General features: G+C 32.0%; 16 protein-coding genes and 2 pseudogenes. 4 read left to right on the plus strand and 14 right to left on the minus strand.

Annotated features, from left to right (window positions below; genetic code table 11):
- Positions 1–337 precede the first annotated feature (337 nt).
- Positions 338–2,076, plus strand: a pseudogene (locus tag B8965_RS01055) (ABC-F family ATP-binding cassette domain-containing protein).
- Positions 2,077–2,330: 254 nt separating this feature from the next.
- Positions 2,331–3,371: a M23 family metallopeptidase gene (locus tag B8965_RS01060; protein WP_084052021.1), complete on the plus strand. Its 1,041-nt coding sequence runs from the start codon at positions 2,331–2,333 to the stop codon at positions 3,369–3,371.
- 111 nt (positions 3,372–3,482) lie between these two features.
- Here the strand turns inward: B8965_RS01060 and B8965_RS01065 are convergent, their stop codons facing one another.
- Positions 3,483–4,166, minus strand: coding sequence for a peroxiredoxin (locus B8965_RS01065; protein WP_084052022.1), 684 nt, complete (start codon positions 4,164–4,166; stop codon positions 3,483–3,485).
- A gap of 335 nt (positions 4,167–4,501) precedes the next feature.
- Between B8965_RS01065 and B8965_RS01070 the strand changes: the two genes are divergently transcribed.
- Positions 4,502–6,499, plus strand: coding sequence for a methyl-accepting chemotaxis protein (locus B8965_RS01070; protein WP_084052023.1), 1,998 nt, complete (start codon positions 4,502–4,504; stop codon positions 6,497–6,499).
- Between the two features lie 112 nt (positions 6,500–6,611).
- On the opposite strand, the gene B8965_RS13000 is transcribed toward B8965_RS01070, so the two are convergent.
- The gene (locus tag B8965_RS13000) at positions 6,612–6,770 is read right to left on the minus strand and encodes a redoxin domain-containing protein (protein ID WP_143334183.1); all 159 of its coding nucleotides are present in this window, start codon (positions 6,768–6,770) and stop codon (positions 6,612–6,614) included.
- Positions 6,771–6,842: 72 nt separating this feature from the next.
- Positions 6,843–8,546, minus strand: a complete 1,704-nt coding sequence (gene hcp / locus B8965_RS01080; RefSeq protein ID WP_084052024.1) for a hydroxylamine reductase — start codon at positions 8,544–8,546, stop codon at positions 6,843–6,845.
- A 179-nt stretch (positions 8,547–8,725) separates the two neighbouring features.
- On the opposite strand from hcp, the gene B8965_RS01085 reads away from it, so the two are divergent.
- A complete protein-coding gene (locus B8965_RS01085; protein WP_084052025.1) occupies positions 8,726–9,421 on the plus strand; it encodes a Crp/Fnr family transcriptional regulator in 696 nt (231 codons plus the stop codon).
- A gap of 37 nt (positions 9,422–9,458) precedes the next feature.
- Here B8965_RS01085 and B8965_RS01090 read toward each other — a convergent pair whose 3' ends face one another.
- The 11 genes and pseudogenes from B8965_RS01090 to B8965_RS01140 form a co-directional block, all read right to left on the minus strand.
- Positions 9,459–9,698, minus strand: a complete 240-nt coding sequence (locus B8965_RS01090; RefSeq protein WP_084052026.1) for a hexameric tyrosine-coordinated heme protein — start codon at positions 9,696–9,698, stop codon at positions 9,459–9,461.
- 93 nt (positions 9,699–9,791) lie between these two features.
- Positions 9,792–10,712 carry a SufB/SufD family protein gene (locus B8965_RS01095; protein ID WP_084052027.1) on the minus strand — a complete coding sequence of 307 codons (921 nt, stop codon included), beginning with the start codon at positions 10,710–10,712 and terminating at the stop codon, positions 9,792–9,794.
- A complete protein-coding gene (locus tag B8965_RS01100) occupies positions 10,690–11,445 on the minus strand; it encodes an ABC transporter ATP-binding protein (RefSeq protein ID WP_084052028.1) in 756 nt (251 codons plus the stop codon). The genes B8965_RS01095 and B8965_RS01100 overlap by 23 nt, the downstream gene beginning before the upstream one ends.
- Positions 11,446–11,630: 185 nt before the next feature.
- The gene (locus B8965_RS01105) at positions 11,631–12,380 is read right to left on the minus strand and encodes a hypothetical protein (RefSeq protein ID WP_084052029.1); all 750 of its coding nucleotides are present in this window, start codon (positions 12,378–12,380) and stop codon (positions 11,631–11,633) included.
- Positions 12,381–12,565: 185 nt separating this feature from the next.
- Positions 12,566–13,423 (minus strand): damage-control phosphatase ARMT1 family protein, encoded by an 858-nt coding sequence (locus B8965_RS01110; protein ID WP_159446232.1) that lies wholly within the window; start codon positions 13,421–13,423, stop codon positions 12,566–12,568.
- 11 nt (positions 13,424–13,434) lie between these two features.
- Positions 13,435–14,208 carry a DnaJ domain-containing protein gene (locus B8965_RS12875; RefSeq protein ID WP_084052031.1) on the minus strand — a complete coding sequence of 258 codons (774 nt, stop codon included), beginning with the start codon at positions 14,206–14,208 and terminating at the stop codon, positions 13,435–13,437.
- Positions 14,209–14,261: 53 nt separating this feature from the next.
- Positions 14,262–14,654, minus strand: coding sequence for a hypothetical protein (locus B8965_RS01120; protein WP_084052032.1), 393 nt, complete (start codon positions 14,652–14,654; stop codon positions 14,262–14,264).
- Positions 14,655–14,825: 171 nt separating this feature from the next.
- The gene (locus B8965_RS01125) at positions 14,826–15,593 is read right to left on the minus strand and encodes an SDR family oxidoreductase (RefSeq protein ID WP_084052033.1); all 768 of its coding nucleotides are present in this window, start codon (positions 15,591–15,593) and stop codon (positions 14,826–14,828) included.
- An 11-nt stretch (positions 15,594–15,604) separates the two neighbouring features.
- Positions 15,605–16,629: pseudogene (locus tag B8965_RS13055) on the minus strand (ABC transporter substrate-binding protein).
- A complete protein-coding gene (locus B8965_RS01135; RefSeq protein WP_084052034.1) occupies positions 16,626–17,381 on the minus strand; it encodes an ABC transporter permease in 756 nt (251 codons plus the stop codon). Before B8965_RS01135 ends, B8965_RS13055 begins: the two are co-directional and overlap by 4 nt.
- 2 nt (positions 17,382–17,383) lie before the next feature.
- Entirely contained in the window at positions 17,384–18,124 is a 741-nt protein-coding gene (locus B8965_RS01140; protein ID WP_084052035.1) for an ABC transporter ATP-binding protein, read from the minus strand.
- Position 18,125 lies beyond the last annotated feature (1 nt).

The raw sequence follows: 18,125 nt of genomic DNA on the forward strand, positions 1-18,125 counted from the left end.
TAATTCATTATATTAGGCAGTGCACCAATAATATTATTCTTTCCTGTACCCTTTGGATCAATAAAGGGATTAATTAAGCAAGTAGCTTGTCTTGTTTTAACAATAAAAGCCTAGCAACATCAGGCTTAATCATATAATGATAAAATTAACCTTGTCTATTAATTATAAACTTGTACTTTTACCTTTTTCGGATCAGTAAAAGTGGTATACTATTGATATTAACTTTTAAAAAATATCTTTACTATCTAAATTAGATTATAAAATTTAATTTAAAAAACAATGTGTCTAAGAGCTTATTTTTATAGGCTCTTTTTCAATGATAAGGAAAGGTGATAATATGATAAAAATCGATAACTTATCCTACTCGTTTCCGCAAAAGAATCTATATAATAAAATTTCATTCACATTAGAATATGGACAACACTGTGCTTTTATTGGAGTAGGTGGCAGTGGAAAAAGTACCTTAATAGATTTAATTATGGATCCAGAAAAATATATGTTTGAGGGAACATTAGAAATAAGCCCTGGTTGCATAATTGGGTATGTAAGTCAGTCCTCTCAATTAGACAAAACAAAAAACTTACAGTATTCGAATATATAGGTGAAGAATGTATTAAACTGCAAAATGAATTAATATCAATTTGTGCTGAAATGGAAACATCTTTGGATATTGATCCCTTACTGGAAAAGTACCAACAAACTTTAGACGCATTTGACTCGCTTGGTGGCAATGATTTTGAAAGCATAATTAATAAGAAATTAAATTTAGCAAATCTAATGAAGCATAAAAATCTAATGATATCTGAACTTAGTGGTGGCGAATTTAAGCTTATTCAAGTAATTAAAGAAATGTTAAGCAGCCCAGATTTACTGATTATGGATGAACCCGATGTATTTTTAGATTTTGAAAATCTAAATTCCCTTAAAAATCTAATTAATTCACATAAAGGAACACTGCTAATTATTACGCACAACAGATTTCTACTGAATAATTGTTTTAATAAAATTCTGCACCTTGAAAACATGGAGCTCCAAGAATTTGATGGAAGATATATCGATTATAACTTCTCTCTAATTCAACGTAAAATTGAGTTACAAGAGCTAGCTTTTGCTGATACTGAAGAAATTAAGAGAACTGAAGTTTTAGTTGATAAGCTAAGATGGGCTGCAACTAACCATTCCGAACCAGCTAAAGGGAAATCTCTAAAGGCTAGAGTTAAAATTCAAGAACGATTAGAAGCACGTAGAATTAAGGAACCATTTGTATATATTAAACAACCAGATATCCGTTTATTTGCAGATAATATAATCGAAGAAACCATTGCTTTAAAAGTGAATGATTACAATCTTGCCTTTGATGATATTCTCCTAGAAAATGTTAACTTTGAGATAAAATCTACCGATAAAGTGGCCCTCATCGGTCCAAATGGCACTGGAAAAACGACTCTACTCCGCGAAATCTTTAAAAATAATCATAATTCTATTAATTTCAATGAAGACATTGAAGTAGCTTATTTATCTCAACTTCAAGGCGAAATGCTAAATGATTCTAATACTATACTCGAAGAATTTTTCGAGATTGGGTTTAAAAATTCACAAGAAATTATATCATGGATTTCAAACTATGGTTTTGAGGAAGAAGTCATTAATCAAAAGATAGGATCTTTATCTGGTGGAGAAAAAAATATGCTTCAATTAGCTAAAATTTCTTCTTGTAGAGCAAACATGTTGCTTCTGGATGAACCCACAAGTCATTTAGATACCTATTCACAAATTGCTTTAGAAAAAGCCATAGAAAATTATAATGGTTGCATTCTTATGATTTCTCACGACTTTTATTCTATGGTAAACTGTATGGATTTTGTTTTAATCATTGAAAATAAGACAATTAGAAAAATGAGTATGAAAAAATTCAGGAAAATGATTTATGCTAAACATTTTGATAGAGACTATTTAGAAATTGAACAAAAGAAAAAGGCTGTTGAAACAAAAATAGCTTTGGCTTTAAAAGATAATAATTTCATGCTTGCAAAAATTTTATCTGAAGAGTTAGAATCTCTGATTAAACTACTTTAATTAAGGTGTAATTAATTTTGCACCAATTTCAAAAATTACAGTCTCGTCTCCTATAAAGGATGAAGAACTTAACTTAAAGTTCTTCATCCTTTAATATTGTCTTCACTTGGAATAAGCATTCTTTCTTGCACTTTTATAACCTCCAATTAAAGGTAATTATTAATGCTCAGTATTAATATATATATTATAAAAGCTGCTACTTTTTTTAAACAAATATAACGGCTTATTTTATAGTCATGGAGGTAGATTAAAACATGCTACTCATTTTCAAAAAAAGAACATTTATATGCTTATGTCTAGTTGCACTGTTTGGAACTATTATATTCGGGGGTAGTTTACTATTCTTATCAAACAATAAATCTATCAATGTTTTATCAAACGAAGAAAATAATAAAGATTATATAAAATGGGTTGATTTTAATGTACCCTATGAGGCTATGAACAAAGCATTAAAACTTGATATAGATTCGCAAGAAAAGGAAGTCAAACTAAACTGGATAGAGCTGCTTGCATACTTAACTGCAGAAAATGGTAATAATTTCAAAGGTTTTAAAGAAAAACAATTAGATGCCATCGCAAAAATGCTGGAATCAGGTAAAACTATTCAAGAGTTGACAGAAAACATGAAATATTATCCCTACTATTATGAAGCTTATAGTGCTGTGTTGTCCGGTTTCTTGGGAGAATATGAAATTGAAGTTAAGGATGAAAATGGAGAAGGAAATCGTTGGGAGAGACGCTATGGACTCAAAGTTTTTTCACCCATTGCAAAAACCTTTCCCTATAATCATTATGATGATTTCGGTAACAGTCGTTCTTATGGGTTTAAAAGGACGCATCTTGGGAATGATTTAATGGGCCAGGTAGGAACACCTATTGTTGCTATGGAAGGCGGAATTGTAGAAGCGCTCGGCTGGAACAAGTATGGTGGTTGGCGTATTGGAATTCGCTCTCTAGATTCTAAAAGATATTATTACTACGCACATCTGAGAAAAAACTTTCCATACCGAAAAGATTTGAAAGTGGGCTCTGAAGTTAAGGCAGGTGATGTTATTGGATATCTGGGCAGAACAGGTTACAGTAATGAGGAAAATGTCAATAATATTCAACAAGCGCACCTTCATTTTGGTATGCAGCTCATTTTTGATGAATCACAAAAGGAAAGCGATAACGAAATTTGGATTGATGTATATCAAATCATTCGGCTCTTAGATCAACAAAGATCAGAAGTTATTAAAAATCCAGAAACTAAAGATTACAGCAGAGTTTATGATATTCGAGAATGTACTGATTAAACTATTAATCAATAAGGTAAACAAATTATAAAAATAACTGAAAATAAAAGGGCATACAAACAGACATGAAAATCTGCTTGTATGCCCTCTATATTAGGCTTTTTTCTATCTTTAACGTCCATCTCCTATTTGATTATTGATATCCTTAAAACATAAATACCAATCCATACATGAATAACCATTCTGACATCTTATTCGTTGTTTTAATTCTTCATAGGTATTTGGTGGTGGCATAATTACTGGCATACCTGGCACCCAATTAGCAGGCGTCGCTACTTTTTCTACATCCGCGGTTTGTAATGCATCTAAAATTCTTAGTATTTCTGGTATATTCCTTCCTGTAGTTAATGGATAATATAGTATCGTTCTTAGGATTCCTTTAGGATCAATAATATATACAGTCCTCACTGTAGCTGTTTCACTCATTGCTGGGGATATCATACCGTAAAGATTAGATACCTTAAGGTTCCTATCATCAATAACTGGGAAAGGTATCTCGATACCCGTATGACAATAAATATTATATACCCATGCTAGGTGTGAAGAATTACTATCTACACTTAATCCTATAAGTTGGGTATTTCTTTGAACAAAATAAGGAAAATATCTTGCAAATGCTATAAACTCAGTCGTACATACTGGTGTAAAATCTCCAGGATGAGAAAATAGTACAACCCATTTTCCTCGAAACTCTGATAATTTAATATTCCCAAATGTAGTAATCGCTTCAAAATCAGGCGCCTTCGCACCAATCTGAGGCAAACAAGTCCTTGGAACACTCATATCTTCATTCATGAACCTCTCTCCTTTTAGAATAAACTTCATAATATTATACTCATGAATAAGATATCTGTTCACAGGATATTTGTTACAATCTATTATTTTTACTTTTGGACATGAGTACCTCCTAAAATTATCGTCATGTTTTATTATATATTTTTACTATACGACAAAACTCTTACATAAAAGAAATATAATTAACACTTTTAAACAAATTTCACATATTATATTACAAGTCAAATTATATATACAAAAATCAGCTTACAAACGGTATTGCTATATTTAAGATTTTAATAATTTAAAATCTTAAAAGAATTATACCTTTATTTTAAATAGTAAGGAGGATTTATATGAGTTTCAGAAATAAATTAATTATACCTATAAGTTTTGTAATCTTTCTTTCAATGGTTGTTTTAGGTTCAATTGTATATATAAATGTTGAATCAACCTTTGAAGATCAAATTATCGAAAAGTCAAAAGATCAACTTCAAGTTCTAAAGTCAACGATAGATACACAAACGGATTTAAGTAAAAATATTAAATATCAAATAGGTGAATCTTACTTGCCGGTAGCTACTAGTATAACAATGTCTATTAATGGAAACCTAGAAGGATTAAATTTAAAAAGTTTAGTAAGTCAACTAGAGTTGGATGAAGTAAATATTATAAACGGTGATGGAATTATAACCCATTCTAATAATGAAAGTTTTATAGGTTATGATATGGGTAGTGAGGAGCAGTCTAAACCTTTTTTAAAGTTAATAGACGGTACTGAAAAACAACTTATTCAACAGCCTGAGTTTAGGGGGGCAGATGGAATACTTTATCAATATATTGCTGTAAAAAGAACGGATGCTCCAGGCTTTATTCAAATAGGACTAGATCCTAAAAAAGTACAAAATATAGATGAAATTCTAAAAATAGATCACTCTATAAGAAATATGAACTTTGGAGAAGATGGATTTGCATTTATGTTGGAAAAAGATACTGGAAAAACGATAGTACACCCTAAATCTGAACTAGAAGGAACTAAAATAGAAGAAGCCTTTATAGATGAAATGATTCAAAAAGGAAATGGGCAGTTAAAATACACTTCTAATAACTTAGAAAAAATAGTGGTCTTTGAAACAATTGGTGAAAATATAGTCGCAGTAACCGAGTCACTTGCTGCTTTATCGCAACTTAAAAGCACGATTTTACTTTTAATAAGCAGTATAACGCTACTGTGTTTGGCGCTTGCAATTGGAGCTTTATACTTACTTGTTACTAGATTTGCATTAAACCCCGTAAAAGAAGTTATGGGAGCAGTAAAGGAAATGGAAAATGGAAACTTAAATATTAAAATCACCGAAGGATCCAAAGATGAATTTGGAGCTTTAGCCGTAAGTTTTAATAATATGATAGTAAAGATAAAAGAGTTAGTTCTTAATATTATTAATGTTTCTGGAACTTTAGATGAATCTTTTTCTAGTATGAGTGATAATGCAAGAGGGGTAGGAGTAGCTAGTGAAGAAGTTGCGAGAACCATTCAAGAGATGGCTAAAGGAGCTAGTGACCAAGCTTCAGATGCAAATAAGGCTTTAGAACTTACCAACCTTCTATCTAGTAAGGTAGAATCCATGACTACTAGTTTAAACAGTGTAATGACTAGTTCCAATGAAATGGGTGAGAAAAACGAGTTTGGACTTACAACTTTAGTTGAGCTTAAAGAAAAATTAGGCGAAAATGAAATCGCATCTGAAAAAGTATCTACAAGTGTTGAAAATCTTTCAGAAAAATCTTCGGTAATAGGATTAATATTAGAAACAATACAAAAAATATCAGAACAGATAAATCTACTTTCTTTAAATGCTGCTATAGAGGCTTCTCGTGCTGGAGAACATGGGCGTGGATTTGCTGTAATTGCAGATGAGATAAGAAAACTATCAGATGATACTAATAAATCTGCAGAAGAAATCCAAAATATTATTGAAGAGATACAATCCGTTATAGAAGAAACTTCCGAAAATTCTAATTTAACAAAAGAATCTATAGCTAATGCTAGTACGACATTAATGAAAACCGAAGAAGTATTCTTAATGTTAAAGGATTCTGTAGAAAAATCTATCGATCAAATAGATAGTTTAAATAAAGAAATTTCAGATATAAATGAAACTAAGAATAACACCTTAGTTTCTATTGAAAATATATCTTCTATTATAGAAGAATCTGCTGCAGCTACAGAAGAAATCAGTTCTTCTACAGAAGAACAAACTGCTGCTTTGGATGAAGTTGTATCAAGCATAGAAAAGCTTAGTCAAATGTCAAGTGAACTGGCAAAACTTATAAGTCAGTTTCAAGTTAAATAATCACTTTTTAACTTATTCTTTAATCCATAGTAGCTTTGTATTTTACCATTAAAATCAGAATTTGTGACCTATATAAAAAGGACTTTCAGGCTTTTAGTTTTATAAAAAAACTTTAAAGTGACCTGAAAGTCCTAGTTTTTTCTTGTCTATCTTTGATCTTGCAAATGCATAGATTCAGTCGTGCATACTGGGGAAAATCTCCGGTATGAGAAAATAGTACAACCCATTTTCCTCGAAACTCTGATAATTTAATATTCCTAAATGTAGTCATCGCTTCAAAATCAGGCGTCTTCGGCTGCAACTTTATTATCTATATTGAAATATTAAAAGACTCAATTATAAATTATCCTAAAAACATTTTTATATCTTCATCTACAGTTCCAATTCCTGCAATTCCAAAGTTATCTACTAATACTTTGGCCACATTTGGTGAAAGAAATGCTGGTAAAGTTGGTCCTAAGTGAATATTTTTAACTCCAAGGTGTAATAATGATAATAATACTATTACGGCTTTTTGCTCATACCATGAAATATTATACGAAATTGGGAGTTTATTTACATCATCAAGTCCAAATACTTCTTGAAGCTTTAATGCAATAACGACTAATGAATATGAATCATTACACTGACCTGCATCTAATACTCGTGGTATTCCACCGATATCACCAAGGTTTAATTTGTTATATTTGTATTTTGCACATCCGGCAGTTAAGATAACTGTATCCTTTGGAAGTTTTTCTGCAAATTCAGTATAGTAGTTTCTTGATTTTGCTCTACCATCGCAGCCAGCCATAACAAAGAATCTCTTTATGGCACCAGTTTTAACAGCATCTACAACCTTATCAGCAAGAGCTAATACCTGATTATGAGCAAATCCTCCAATGATTTCTCCCTTTTCTATTTCTGTTGGAGCCTTGCACTTCTTAGCCATTTTAATTAATTCTGAGAAATCTTTATTTCCATTTTTATCTGCTGGAATATGCTTACAAGATGGTTCTCCTGTTGTTCCTGTTGTAAATAATCTATTTTTGTAAGAATTCTTTGGAGGTACTATACAGTTTGTAGTCATTAAAATTACTCCATTGAACTTTTCAAACTCATCTCCTTGTTTCCACCATGCATTTCCATAGTTTCCTGCAAAGTGAGGATATTTCTTAAAGGCAGGATAGTATTGCCCTGCAAGCATTTCACTATGAGTATAAACATCTACTCCTGTTCCTTCTGTTTGCTCTAATAACATTTGTAGATCTTTTAAATCGTGACCAGAAATTAATATTCCAGGATTATTTCTAACTCCAATATTTACTTTTGTAATTTCAGGATTTCCATAAGTTTCTGTATTTGCTTTATCAAGTAAAGCCATTGCATCAACACCAAATTTTCCTGCTTCTAAAGAAAGAGCAACTAAATCTTCGGCTGATAATGAATCATCTAATGTAGCAGCTAGAGCTTTAGCCATAAATCCATGAATTAGAGCATCATTATATCCTAAGTTCATTGAATGCTTCATATATGCTGCTAAACCTTTTAAACCATAGATTATAAGTTCTCTCAAGCTTCTTACATCTTCATTTTCTGTTGCTAGTACTCCAACCTTTTCAGCTTTAGCGTCAAACTCTCCTATGGTATCAGCTGACCATACTGCTGCTCCAGGTATAACGATATCTTTTGATGCTATTCTAAATAATTTCTTAAAGAAACCGCTATTTTCTTTAATTTCACCTACCTGTCCACCAGCTTCTAAAACTTTGATTTTTAATTCTTCCCTTAATTTTAAAGTTTCTTTTACTCTATCTAAAAGTGCTTCTCTGTGAAAGTTAGCATTAGTAATGGTTGAAAATAAGTTTTCAGATATATATTTGTCTACATTATCATCAACTACCCCAACTTTTCTTCCTTCATTACTTACAATTGCTAATCCTTTAGTTACATAAATTAATAAGTCCTGTGCCTTTGCTACATCTGCCGTTTTACCACATACACCATTTACAGTACATCCTTTTCCACCTGCAGCTTCTTGACATTGAAAACAAAACATATTTGACATAATATATATACCCCCGATTTATTATTTTATTATTTGGTGCTTTATTATTTATTGCTTTATTATTTATTACTTTATTATTTAGTGCTTTTTTATTTGGTACTTGTTATTTCTATGTGCTTATTATATTATGTCTATTGAAATAATTCGGTATCTTAGGATACAAAAAGGATGATGTTTAAATGATAGAAAAATATATTCATATAATTAAAGAATCTCCATTATTTTATGACATAAAAGAGGAAGAAATTATTTTCATGTTACAATGCTTAACTCCCCAAATACACAGTTTTAATAAAAATGAGTGCATAGTAAATTCAGGTGAAACAGTTAACAGATTTGGTATAATATTAGAGGGAGAAGCAACTATTCTTAAAGAAACCTCTGAAGGAAATAATGTCATTATTTCTGTAGTAAAAAAAGGGGATTTGTTTGGGGAAATGCTGGTATTCTCAAGTCGTAAAGTATTTCCAGTTACAGTAAGAGTACAAAGCTCCTGTAAGGTTTTATTTCTTACAAATTCAGACCTTATAGCTAGATGTGGAAAGATGTGTCCGTGGCACAATAAAATGCTCCAAAATTTTATTAAAATAATATCAGATAAAGCATTGTTGTTAAATAAGAAGGTTGAATACCTTTCAATAAAAAGTATTCGTGGTAAAATAGCTACATATCTGCTGGATCAGTATCAAAACAATCCTAACACTAACATATTTCTACCCTTAAAGCGCAACGAACTTGCTGATTTTCTAAATGTTTCTAGACCATCCCTTTCAAGGGAGATGGGTGGTATGCGTGATGAAGGTATAATCGACTTTCACTTGTCTACATTTAGGATAAAGGACATGGAAGCGTTGAAAAGTTTTTGCAAACAATAAAAAAAGAGGCGCTAACCTCTTTTTTTTCCGTATTAATCTATAAACCATCATTTTTATTCCAATAATTGTTAGCAGCAGCTACGGTTTGAAAATTAGTTGCGACTACTTGCGAAACAGATATCAAGCTATTAGCATTTTTTGAGTACTTTGGACGCAATTTTTTTCGAATCTCTTCAGATGGTTGTGTATATACAACAGCCATTTGCGAAAGTTTAATCGCTAATTCAAAGCCTTCTTGCGGTGTGTTAGTTTTTAAGCTAGTAAGCCATGGTTTCATCTTTTATCCCCCCCATATTTTCAGTATATGTTTGGTAAAAAGATTGTTTCCTACGGGGAGGGTCTCCTGTGACTAGGTTTTCTTAAATTATATCTACTTCAAAAATCCTTGTAAAATCGTATCTTCTGCTTCTTTTTCTGTAAGTCCTAAAGTCATCAGCTTAATCAATTGCTCAGAGGCAATTTTGCCTATGGCAGCTTCGTGAATTAATTGAGCATCGGAATGAAAGGCAGTAATTTCAGGAATTGAAGACACTTGAGCCTGACCCATAATAATAGAATCACACTGTATATGTCCGCGGCACTCCTCATAGCCCCGCATGTTTAAATGGAAAATCTGTTTAGAATCATCCTGCGCTACTGAACGGGAAAGGATTTGAGCTGTAGCATCTTTACCCTTTAGTTCCACCAAAATATTAGATTCAGCACTTTGCTTGTCCGCTGTGAGCAATCTTTCAGAAACAATTAAGCGGGCATCTTTGTGCAGAATAACTTCTGTATCCCGTTTTGTTTTGTCCACACCCTTGATCTGGACCATCTCCAATTCGGCAACGCCACCCTCTTCTACTTCTATGAAAGTTTTGGGATTTAAAACGCGTTCTCCACTGCCATCCCCTTCACCATAGTGTTTTTCCACATACTTCATCCTTGCGCCTTTGCGAATAAATAATTCATGAATGCCATCATGCTGTGCTTTTTTACTACTTCCATTATGAATCCCACAACCTGCTACTATAGTTACATCAGAATTCGCACCAATTTCAAACGTATTATAAACCATATCATTTAAATCTTCCGAAAGAATAACAGGAATATGCACGCTTTCTCCCTTAGTTCCTGGCTTAATAATAATGTCAATCCCGGGTTTATCCTTTTTAGGCACAATATCAATGTTTGCTGTAGTATTGCGCCCTGCCGCTTCTCCGTTCTTTCGAATATTATAGGCACCACTTGGTACTTCGTGCAAATCAGCGACTTCTTTTAAAATCTTCTTATCGATCACACTTAACGGCATTTGCTTTACCTCCTATTTCACAAGCATTGCGGCAACGACAGGCCGTATCTAGATGTTCAATTTCACCTAGTATCTTATCTTTATCTGTAATTTCACTAATTTTTCCATTAGCGACTACAATAACTTGATCAGCCAACTTAAGGATACGTTCTTGGTGAGATATAATAACAATCGTAGTGTCATACTTTTCATTTAATCTTTCAAAGGTTTCTGTTAATTTCTGAAAGCTCCACAGGTCGATTCCTGCTTCAGGTTCATCAAATAAAGCAACTTTTAATTTGCGTGCCAAAACACTAGCAATCTCCAAACGCTTTAATTCACCACCAGAAAAGCTAGCATTAATCTCGCGATCTAAATAATCCTGTGCACATAAGCCCACATCAAAAAGAAGATCACAAGGATTAACATTGTTATCACCTGCTGCTAATTCTAGCATATCTCTGACCTTCATCCCTTTAAACCGGGGAGGCTGCTGAAAAGCATAACCTATTCCTAGTCTAGCTCTTTCGGTAATACTCTCTTTCGTAATATTTGCAGAATCTATTAAAATTTCTCCTGAGGTTGCTGGATATATACCCATAATAACTTTAGCAATGGAAGATTTACCGCCCCCATTAGGGCCAGTCACTACATAAATCTTTTTTTGTTCTAACTTTAAGTTAATTTCCTTTAGAATTTGGACCTCTCCATTATCACCCTCTAGAGTCAAACCCACATTTATTAATTCCAGCATCTATATTACCACCTTTAAAAATTCTTAATAACTTATTTATATCATATTTTATCATTATAAAGCGAGAGATAAATCTTTTACATATAACATTATTCTATTAGTGAAATTTCCGTGCCGAATCAAATAAGGTCACCAATCGTATGAATTATATGATTGATGACCTGGAAATTTAACTTTCTATTTTATTAAATATCCCACTCTACTCTACGATGAGTTAATTTCTCCATTTTCTCAAAGGTACCTAAATAATCTTCTTTTCTCTTAGGCCAAATTTCTTCTAAATCCTTCTCCTGATCCTCTGCTAATGGGAAGAAGTTTAAAGCCTGTTTTAAATAATCTAACGACTGTTCTAAATTATTATCTTCCTTTTCTATTTCTGCTTTAAAAAGATAAGCATTATATAAATAGCTATTGTTTTCAAATTTAGTTATATTTTCGTAATAACTAATTACCTTGGCTGTTTCTTCAAGCGCTTTATCTTTTTGGCCCACTATTTTTAGAAAATCTAATCTATGTTTCCATACATAACCTTTTACTAAAAACACAAAATCAAATTCTGTTGCTTCTAATAATGCCCATGCTTTATTTAGATACTCTAATGCCTTTTGTGCATCTTGATTTACTTTCCACTGTAATAAACCAATATCCTGTAATACCCATACCTTTTGTTCTAAATACTTTTCTTCTGGAACTAAGTTATCTTTATCAAAATAACCTTCCATATAATTATTTAAAGTTTCTTCCATTATTTCTAAAGAAATTTCTGAAGAACCTTCATATTCCTCATAATTCTCTGAAGATAAAAGTCTTGCTAGAATAATCAAAGACTGCCAGCTACCATTTTTTTGTACCATTCTATCAGTAACTTGTTTACTTATTTCAATTCCTTTATTTTCAATATAACTTAGCCATTCTTCAAATGTTTTCTTTTCCATAAATAAACCTCCAATTAATTGAAATAAAATTTATTTTAAGCAAATTGTAAAATATAGATAATACATTTTTATTAAATCAGTTACTATCCATGATTTTTACAACTTTGTTTTAACTATATCACTTTAACTCAATAATTAAAATCCTTTGCTTATATGTTATTAGATATTATATATTATATAAGAACTCACCTATTTCTTTTTAAGACTATATCTCCAACCTTACAACCTAAATTATCTGCGATTACAGGACATTTTGCTTTTAATAAAAAGAAGATCTCTTTATTTTTATCATCACTTAAAGTTTCATAATTCCCTTGGCCTTTAGATATAATTAAATCAGATTTTTCATATTCAATAAGAAATTCTGCAGAACATTGCTTTAAATCTGTCCCAGGAACATTACTACCATTATCTATAACCTTCACTAATTTATTCATTCCTATCTGTGCTGCATCAAACATTGTGGAGTCATTTAGTGCTGGTTCTTTCTTTACAACATAGGTTATTTTCTCTATAGGCAAATTTTCTATTAAAAGTTTATCAAATACAATTTCTCCTGCATTGTCCCCTAGAAATAGTATCTTCTCTGCTCTGTCTATTCTTTCTTTTAACTCCTCTACTTTATTAAAAATTATTTTGCGATTTAGACAATCATTTATAGTTTTTTTAACATCCTCTTCTGTTAAATCAGAATATACACCAAAATCTATAATATTTCCGGCAATAGAAATTCTAATAGCTGTTTCTAGTTTGTCGGAACTGTTATCAATTAATTTCCTTGAATCAGCCGATAATTTTAAAGCTGAATGATTGAATTTATCTTTTATTTCTTTATAAGGATCATCTATATTTAACATTTTTTTAATTTTAGACTGAATTAAACTTGCCATAAATGGCGGAGTTTCATTAAAATTAAAACTTGCCATATCATTCATTATTTCTTTAATTACCTTTTCTTGAACGCTTTTATTATTAGTAACTAATTTAACCGTGTCTATTGCCTGTCTTAATAAACAAGGTAAACAGTCATAATATATTTTCATTCTTTTCCTCCTCATACTTCCTTCATATTATCATTTAAAAACTCATATGCATCTTTGATTTCTTGAAACTTCTTGGCTGCATCTGGATCTTTATTCAAATCTGGATGATACTCTTTTGCCTTTTTTCTATATGCCATTTTAAATTGTTCTTTATCTGCATCATAAGGTACACCTAAAATATCACAGCTTTTTTTATATTTTGTCTTCAAATCGACTGAAGGATTTATATAACTATCTCCATAACCGCTATAATTACCATAGCTACCCTGCCATCTTTGAGAATTTTGTTGATACCATTGTTGTTTAAATTGTTCTTCTCTTTTTCTTTGTTGCTCATAAAAATGGCGTTGTTCCTCTCTTCTTCGTTCCTCTTCTGCCTTTTTATATGCAACTTTATATTCATTAAAAGCTTTATACTGATATTTTTTCTGATCCATCAAGTAATTAGCAAGATTAAATAAAAACTCTGTTGTAATATATTTCAAATACTTCAAATAAGATACTAATCTTGTGCCTAGCACGGGAAATGCTAGTAAGAAAACTACAATAAATAGCGCAAAAGGATCCATTAATACTCTAATCGTCAATGAACTAGCAAATAGTAAAACTATTAAACAGCCACCCATACTCAATAAAGCAAAACAGCCTTTAGTTATACTTTTAGTAAGACTTATTATAAATGAAACCATGGTCTCTATTATTTGTATTAAACTATCCATTAAAACATCTAGTGCCTTAGCTATTACATATATAGCTTTACCTATTATTTTCTTGATTAAACTCATTTATAGTTGACCTCTCCTTATTTCTGCCTTTAAGTTTTGTACAACCTCTCTTGTTATGTCTTTCTAGTAAAATTTTCTTTACACTTAGGACATGTAACCATGATTTTTCCTTTGCCTTTTGGAACCCGTAATGTCGTCTTACACTTGGTGCATGTATAATATTTATGTGTCTTTGAATCTTTAATACGATTTTGAGTCTTTTTCAACTTAGAGTAAATGGGACTGACAATTATGGCAAACTTATAATTCTCCATACTTCGCTTTTGAATATCTTTTGAAAATACTCTGTATATCGCAATAAATGAAGGAATATAACTTATAATAATTAATGCTGAAATTTCTGTAATCCGAGGTATAAATGTCAAAACTACTGATAATATAACTAAAAAGATAGAAAGCTGATCCCCTCCATATCTTCCAATCATAAACTTTCTTAACCAATTCATTGTCTTCACTCCTAGTAAAATACTCAAGTTTGTTTCTTTACTTATAATCTTACACTCTTTTAGAAAAAAAATCTCCTTTTAATAGCAAGATTTATATTTTTAATCTTGCTATTAAAGGAGATCATTTCACTTTGTTATTTATTTTTTAAATTGCTCAAAAAAGATCTTGAACTATGACATGACCAATCCACCATCAACATATAATGTTTGCCCCGTCATAAAACGGCTCCAGTCAGAAGCTAAAAATAGGACAGGTCCTGCTATATCCTTAGGTGATGCAATTCTTTTAAGAGGTGTTTGGGCAATCAGCATTTCTTTTACTTCTTCTTTAGTGTCTCGACTAGCATCTGTCGGATATACTAACCCTGGTGCAACACAATTAACACGAATACCAAATTGACCTAACTCTGCCGCCAGATTACGACTGTACCCAACAAGGGCTGCTTTTGCTGTTGTATATTCATGATAAGGAATAGTAGGTCGTGCTACTAAGTCTGAAACAATATTTATAATACTACCCTGATTTTTCATTTTCATATTTCTAAAAACAGCCTGACAGACATTGTGGGTTGAGCGCAAAGAACCGTCTATTTGAGATTGATAATCCTCCCAGCTTAGTTCCCAAGCAAGTTTGCGATTTTCAGGACTAAATACATATGATTTAAAAGCGTTGTTTACTAAAACATCAATTTTTCCTACCTCTAAAATAATCTCATCGACCATTTCCCTAACAGAACTTTCACAGGTTACATCTGCTTGAATAGACCATGCATCACCCCCAAAGTCCTTACATGCTTTAACAACCTTTTCTGCTGCTTCTTTATTTTTAAGATAATTAACTACCACAATCGCGCCTTCTTTTGCGAAAGACTGAGCAATTTCAGCCCCTATGCCTCTACTTGATCCAGTAATAAGAACAATCTTATCCTTTAATTTCATTTTTTTCTCCTTTACTTTTTAAGAATAAAGTCATCAACTACTACTTTAGACATATCTAGTTTATTGTTAATTAACCCTAGTCTTTGATAAACATCTGCTCCCTTTTGCAAGATCTCTAAGTTAAGCTCACCTAGCATCTCTTCCTTTGGATTAGAAGAAAGACTGGAAACATTTCTTAAGTTAATAACTTTTAAATTAATATTTTCATCCTTTCCATCAATTGCATATTTTACTGCTAAAGAAGCTGCTTCCTCAGGGTTATCAATCATCCATTGTGTACTATTCTGATATCCTTCCAAAAACCTATTAATAACTTCTTTTTTTTCTTGATATGTTTTTTCTGTCATAACATAAAGGTCACTTGGAAGATTTAAATATTCTTTTACTTCCATAACATTTACTTCTCCTAACCCTTTTTGTCTACCCAGCTCTAAGCCAGTATCTGTGGCTGCAGTTGCATCTACTTGTCCTTGAATTAGAGGAGCAAAATTTAAAAGCCCGGTTTCAACAATGGTTACATCCTTTTCTGTTAGACCCACCTGATGTAAGAGAATAAGTAAATTCTGTCTAGTTCCACTTGAGAGACTATATACACCTATCTTTTTTCCTTTTAGATCTTCTGGTCTAGTAATATTTTTTCTTTTAAAGATATAACATTAAAAACATTCTGAGGATAAATATTATATATAGCTACTAATTTTTCTCCTTTATCCAAGGCCGCATACAAAGAACCTGGATCTGTAAAAGCAATATCTGCTTGATTGGTAAGAATGTTTTTGATTGCATCTCCACCGCCTGCACCTGGGATTAAGGTGACATTTATTCCTTTATCTTTGTAAAAACCTTTTTCTTCATCAACTAAAAGATTTATTTGTTCAGTGATAGATTTACTCCAACTTGCAACCCTTACCTCTTCAATCTTTTGTGATTCTTGTTGTGAGTTATTTTCCCCATCATTTGCTGAACAGCCACACAAAAAAATGATCATCGTGAATAATAAAATTGCTATTAAAGATTTAATTTTTATAATTTTCATTTCCTTCTCCCTTTCAAATATGGTTTTAATAATAATCGCTCAATGAGGCTTACTCCTTGATAGAGAAACATCCCCATAATTGTAAGTAGTATTAGAATGGAAAACATAAGAGGAGTATCCATCATACTTTGAGAAGCTATAATCATTGCGCCTAGCCCTACATTTCCCCCTATAAACTCACCAATAACGGCTCCAACTACCGCTAATACAACTGCCACCCTAAGCCCTGACATAATTGCAGGCAATCCAGCAGGTATCTTTAAACGAATAAGAGTTTGTAGCCGTGTGGCTCCCAAGATGTAAAACAAATCTTTCTTATTCGAATCAGTATACTGGATTGCAGTTACTGTATTTTCTAAAAGCGGAAAGAAACATATTAAAGCAGTGATAACTACCTTAGAAGTCATTCCAAAACCAAACCATACAATAAATAGTGGAGCTAAGGCTAATTTAGGCACTGCTTGGCTCGCAATAACATAAGGATATAAAAGCCTTCTTAAAAAATCAATTTCTCCCATTAATACCCCAAAAACAAACCCCGTAGTACAACCAATCAATAATCCTAATATTACTTCAATACTTGTATGTAGAAAATGAGACATAAAATAGCCACTTTTTAAACCATCCCATAAAACTGAAAGTATAACTGTTGGAGTCGGAAGAACAAGATCCGACATAGGTCTGGCTATAATTTCCCAGCTAATTAATAAAATTACAAAAAGTAAAAAAGAATAGTATTCAACCTTTTTCATTTTCAACCTCCACCTAGGGACTTGCGAATATCCAAGCATAAATCATTGAAATACGGCTCATATCTCATCTGAAAACTGCGTTCTTTTGGAAGATTCACTCTTAGGCTACGGATAATCTCACCTTCTGATATTATTGCTATATGGTCAGATAAGTAAACAGCTTCAGTAATATCATGAGTGATAAAAAGTACAGTCGTTTTCTCCATTTTACAAAGCTTTAATAAATCATCCTGTATTTCTTCTCTTGTAATTGCATCTAGGGCAGCAAAGGGCTCATCTAAAAATAACATGATAGGTTTTTGAATGAGAGCCCTTGCAATGGCTACTCTACTTTGCTGTCCACCAGATAACTCTGTGGGATATTTATCCTTATGGGAAATAATACCTACTAACTGGAGCAGCTCCTCTGCATAGTTTAATTCTTCCTTGCTTGGCTTTCTTTGAAGTGAAATTGGCAACAGTACATTATCAATAACGGTTTTCCATTCTAAAAGGGTCGGTGATTGAAAAACATAACCAATCTGAGATGAAGGCTTAAAAACTTCTTCCCTCTTAAGATATATTTTACCCTCGTCAGGTTTCAAAAGACCTGCTGCCAGCTTTAGTAAAGTAGTTTTTCCGCATCCGCTTTTACCCAATAGAGAGTGAAATTCCCCTTCATTAACTTGCCAGCTAACATCTTTAATTGCAAAATCAAACTCTTTGTAACAATAATGAATATTACTCAGTGTCAAAAAACTCAAG

This window comes from Desulfonispora thiosulfatigenes DSM 11270, assembly GCF_900176035.1.
Lineage (GTDB): Bacteria > Bacillota > Peptococcia > Peptococcales > Desulfonisporaceae > Desulfonispora > Desulfonispora thiosulfatigenes.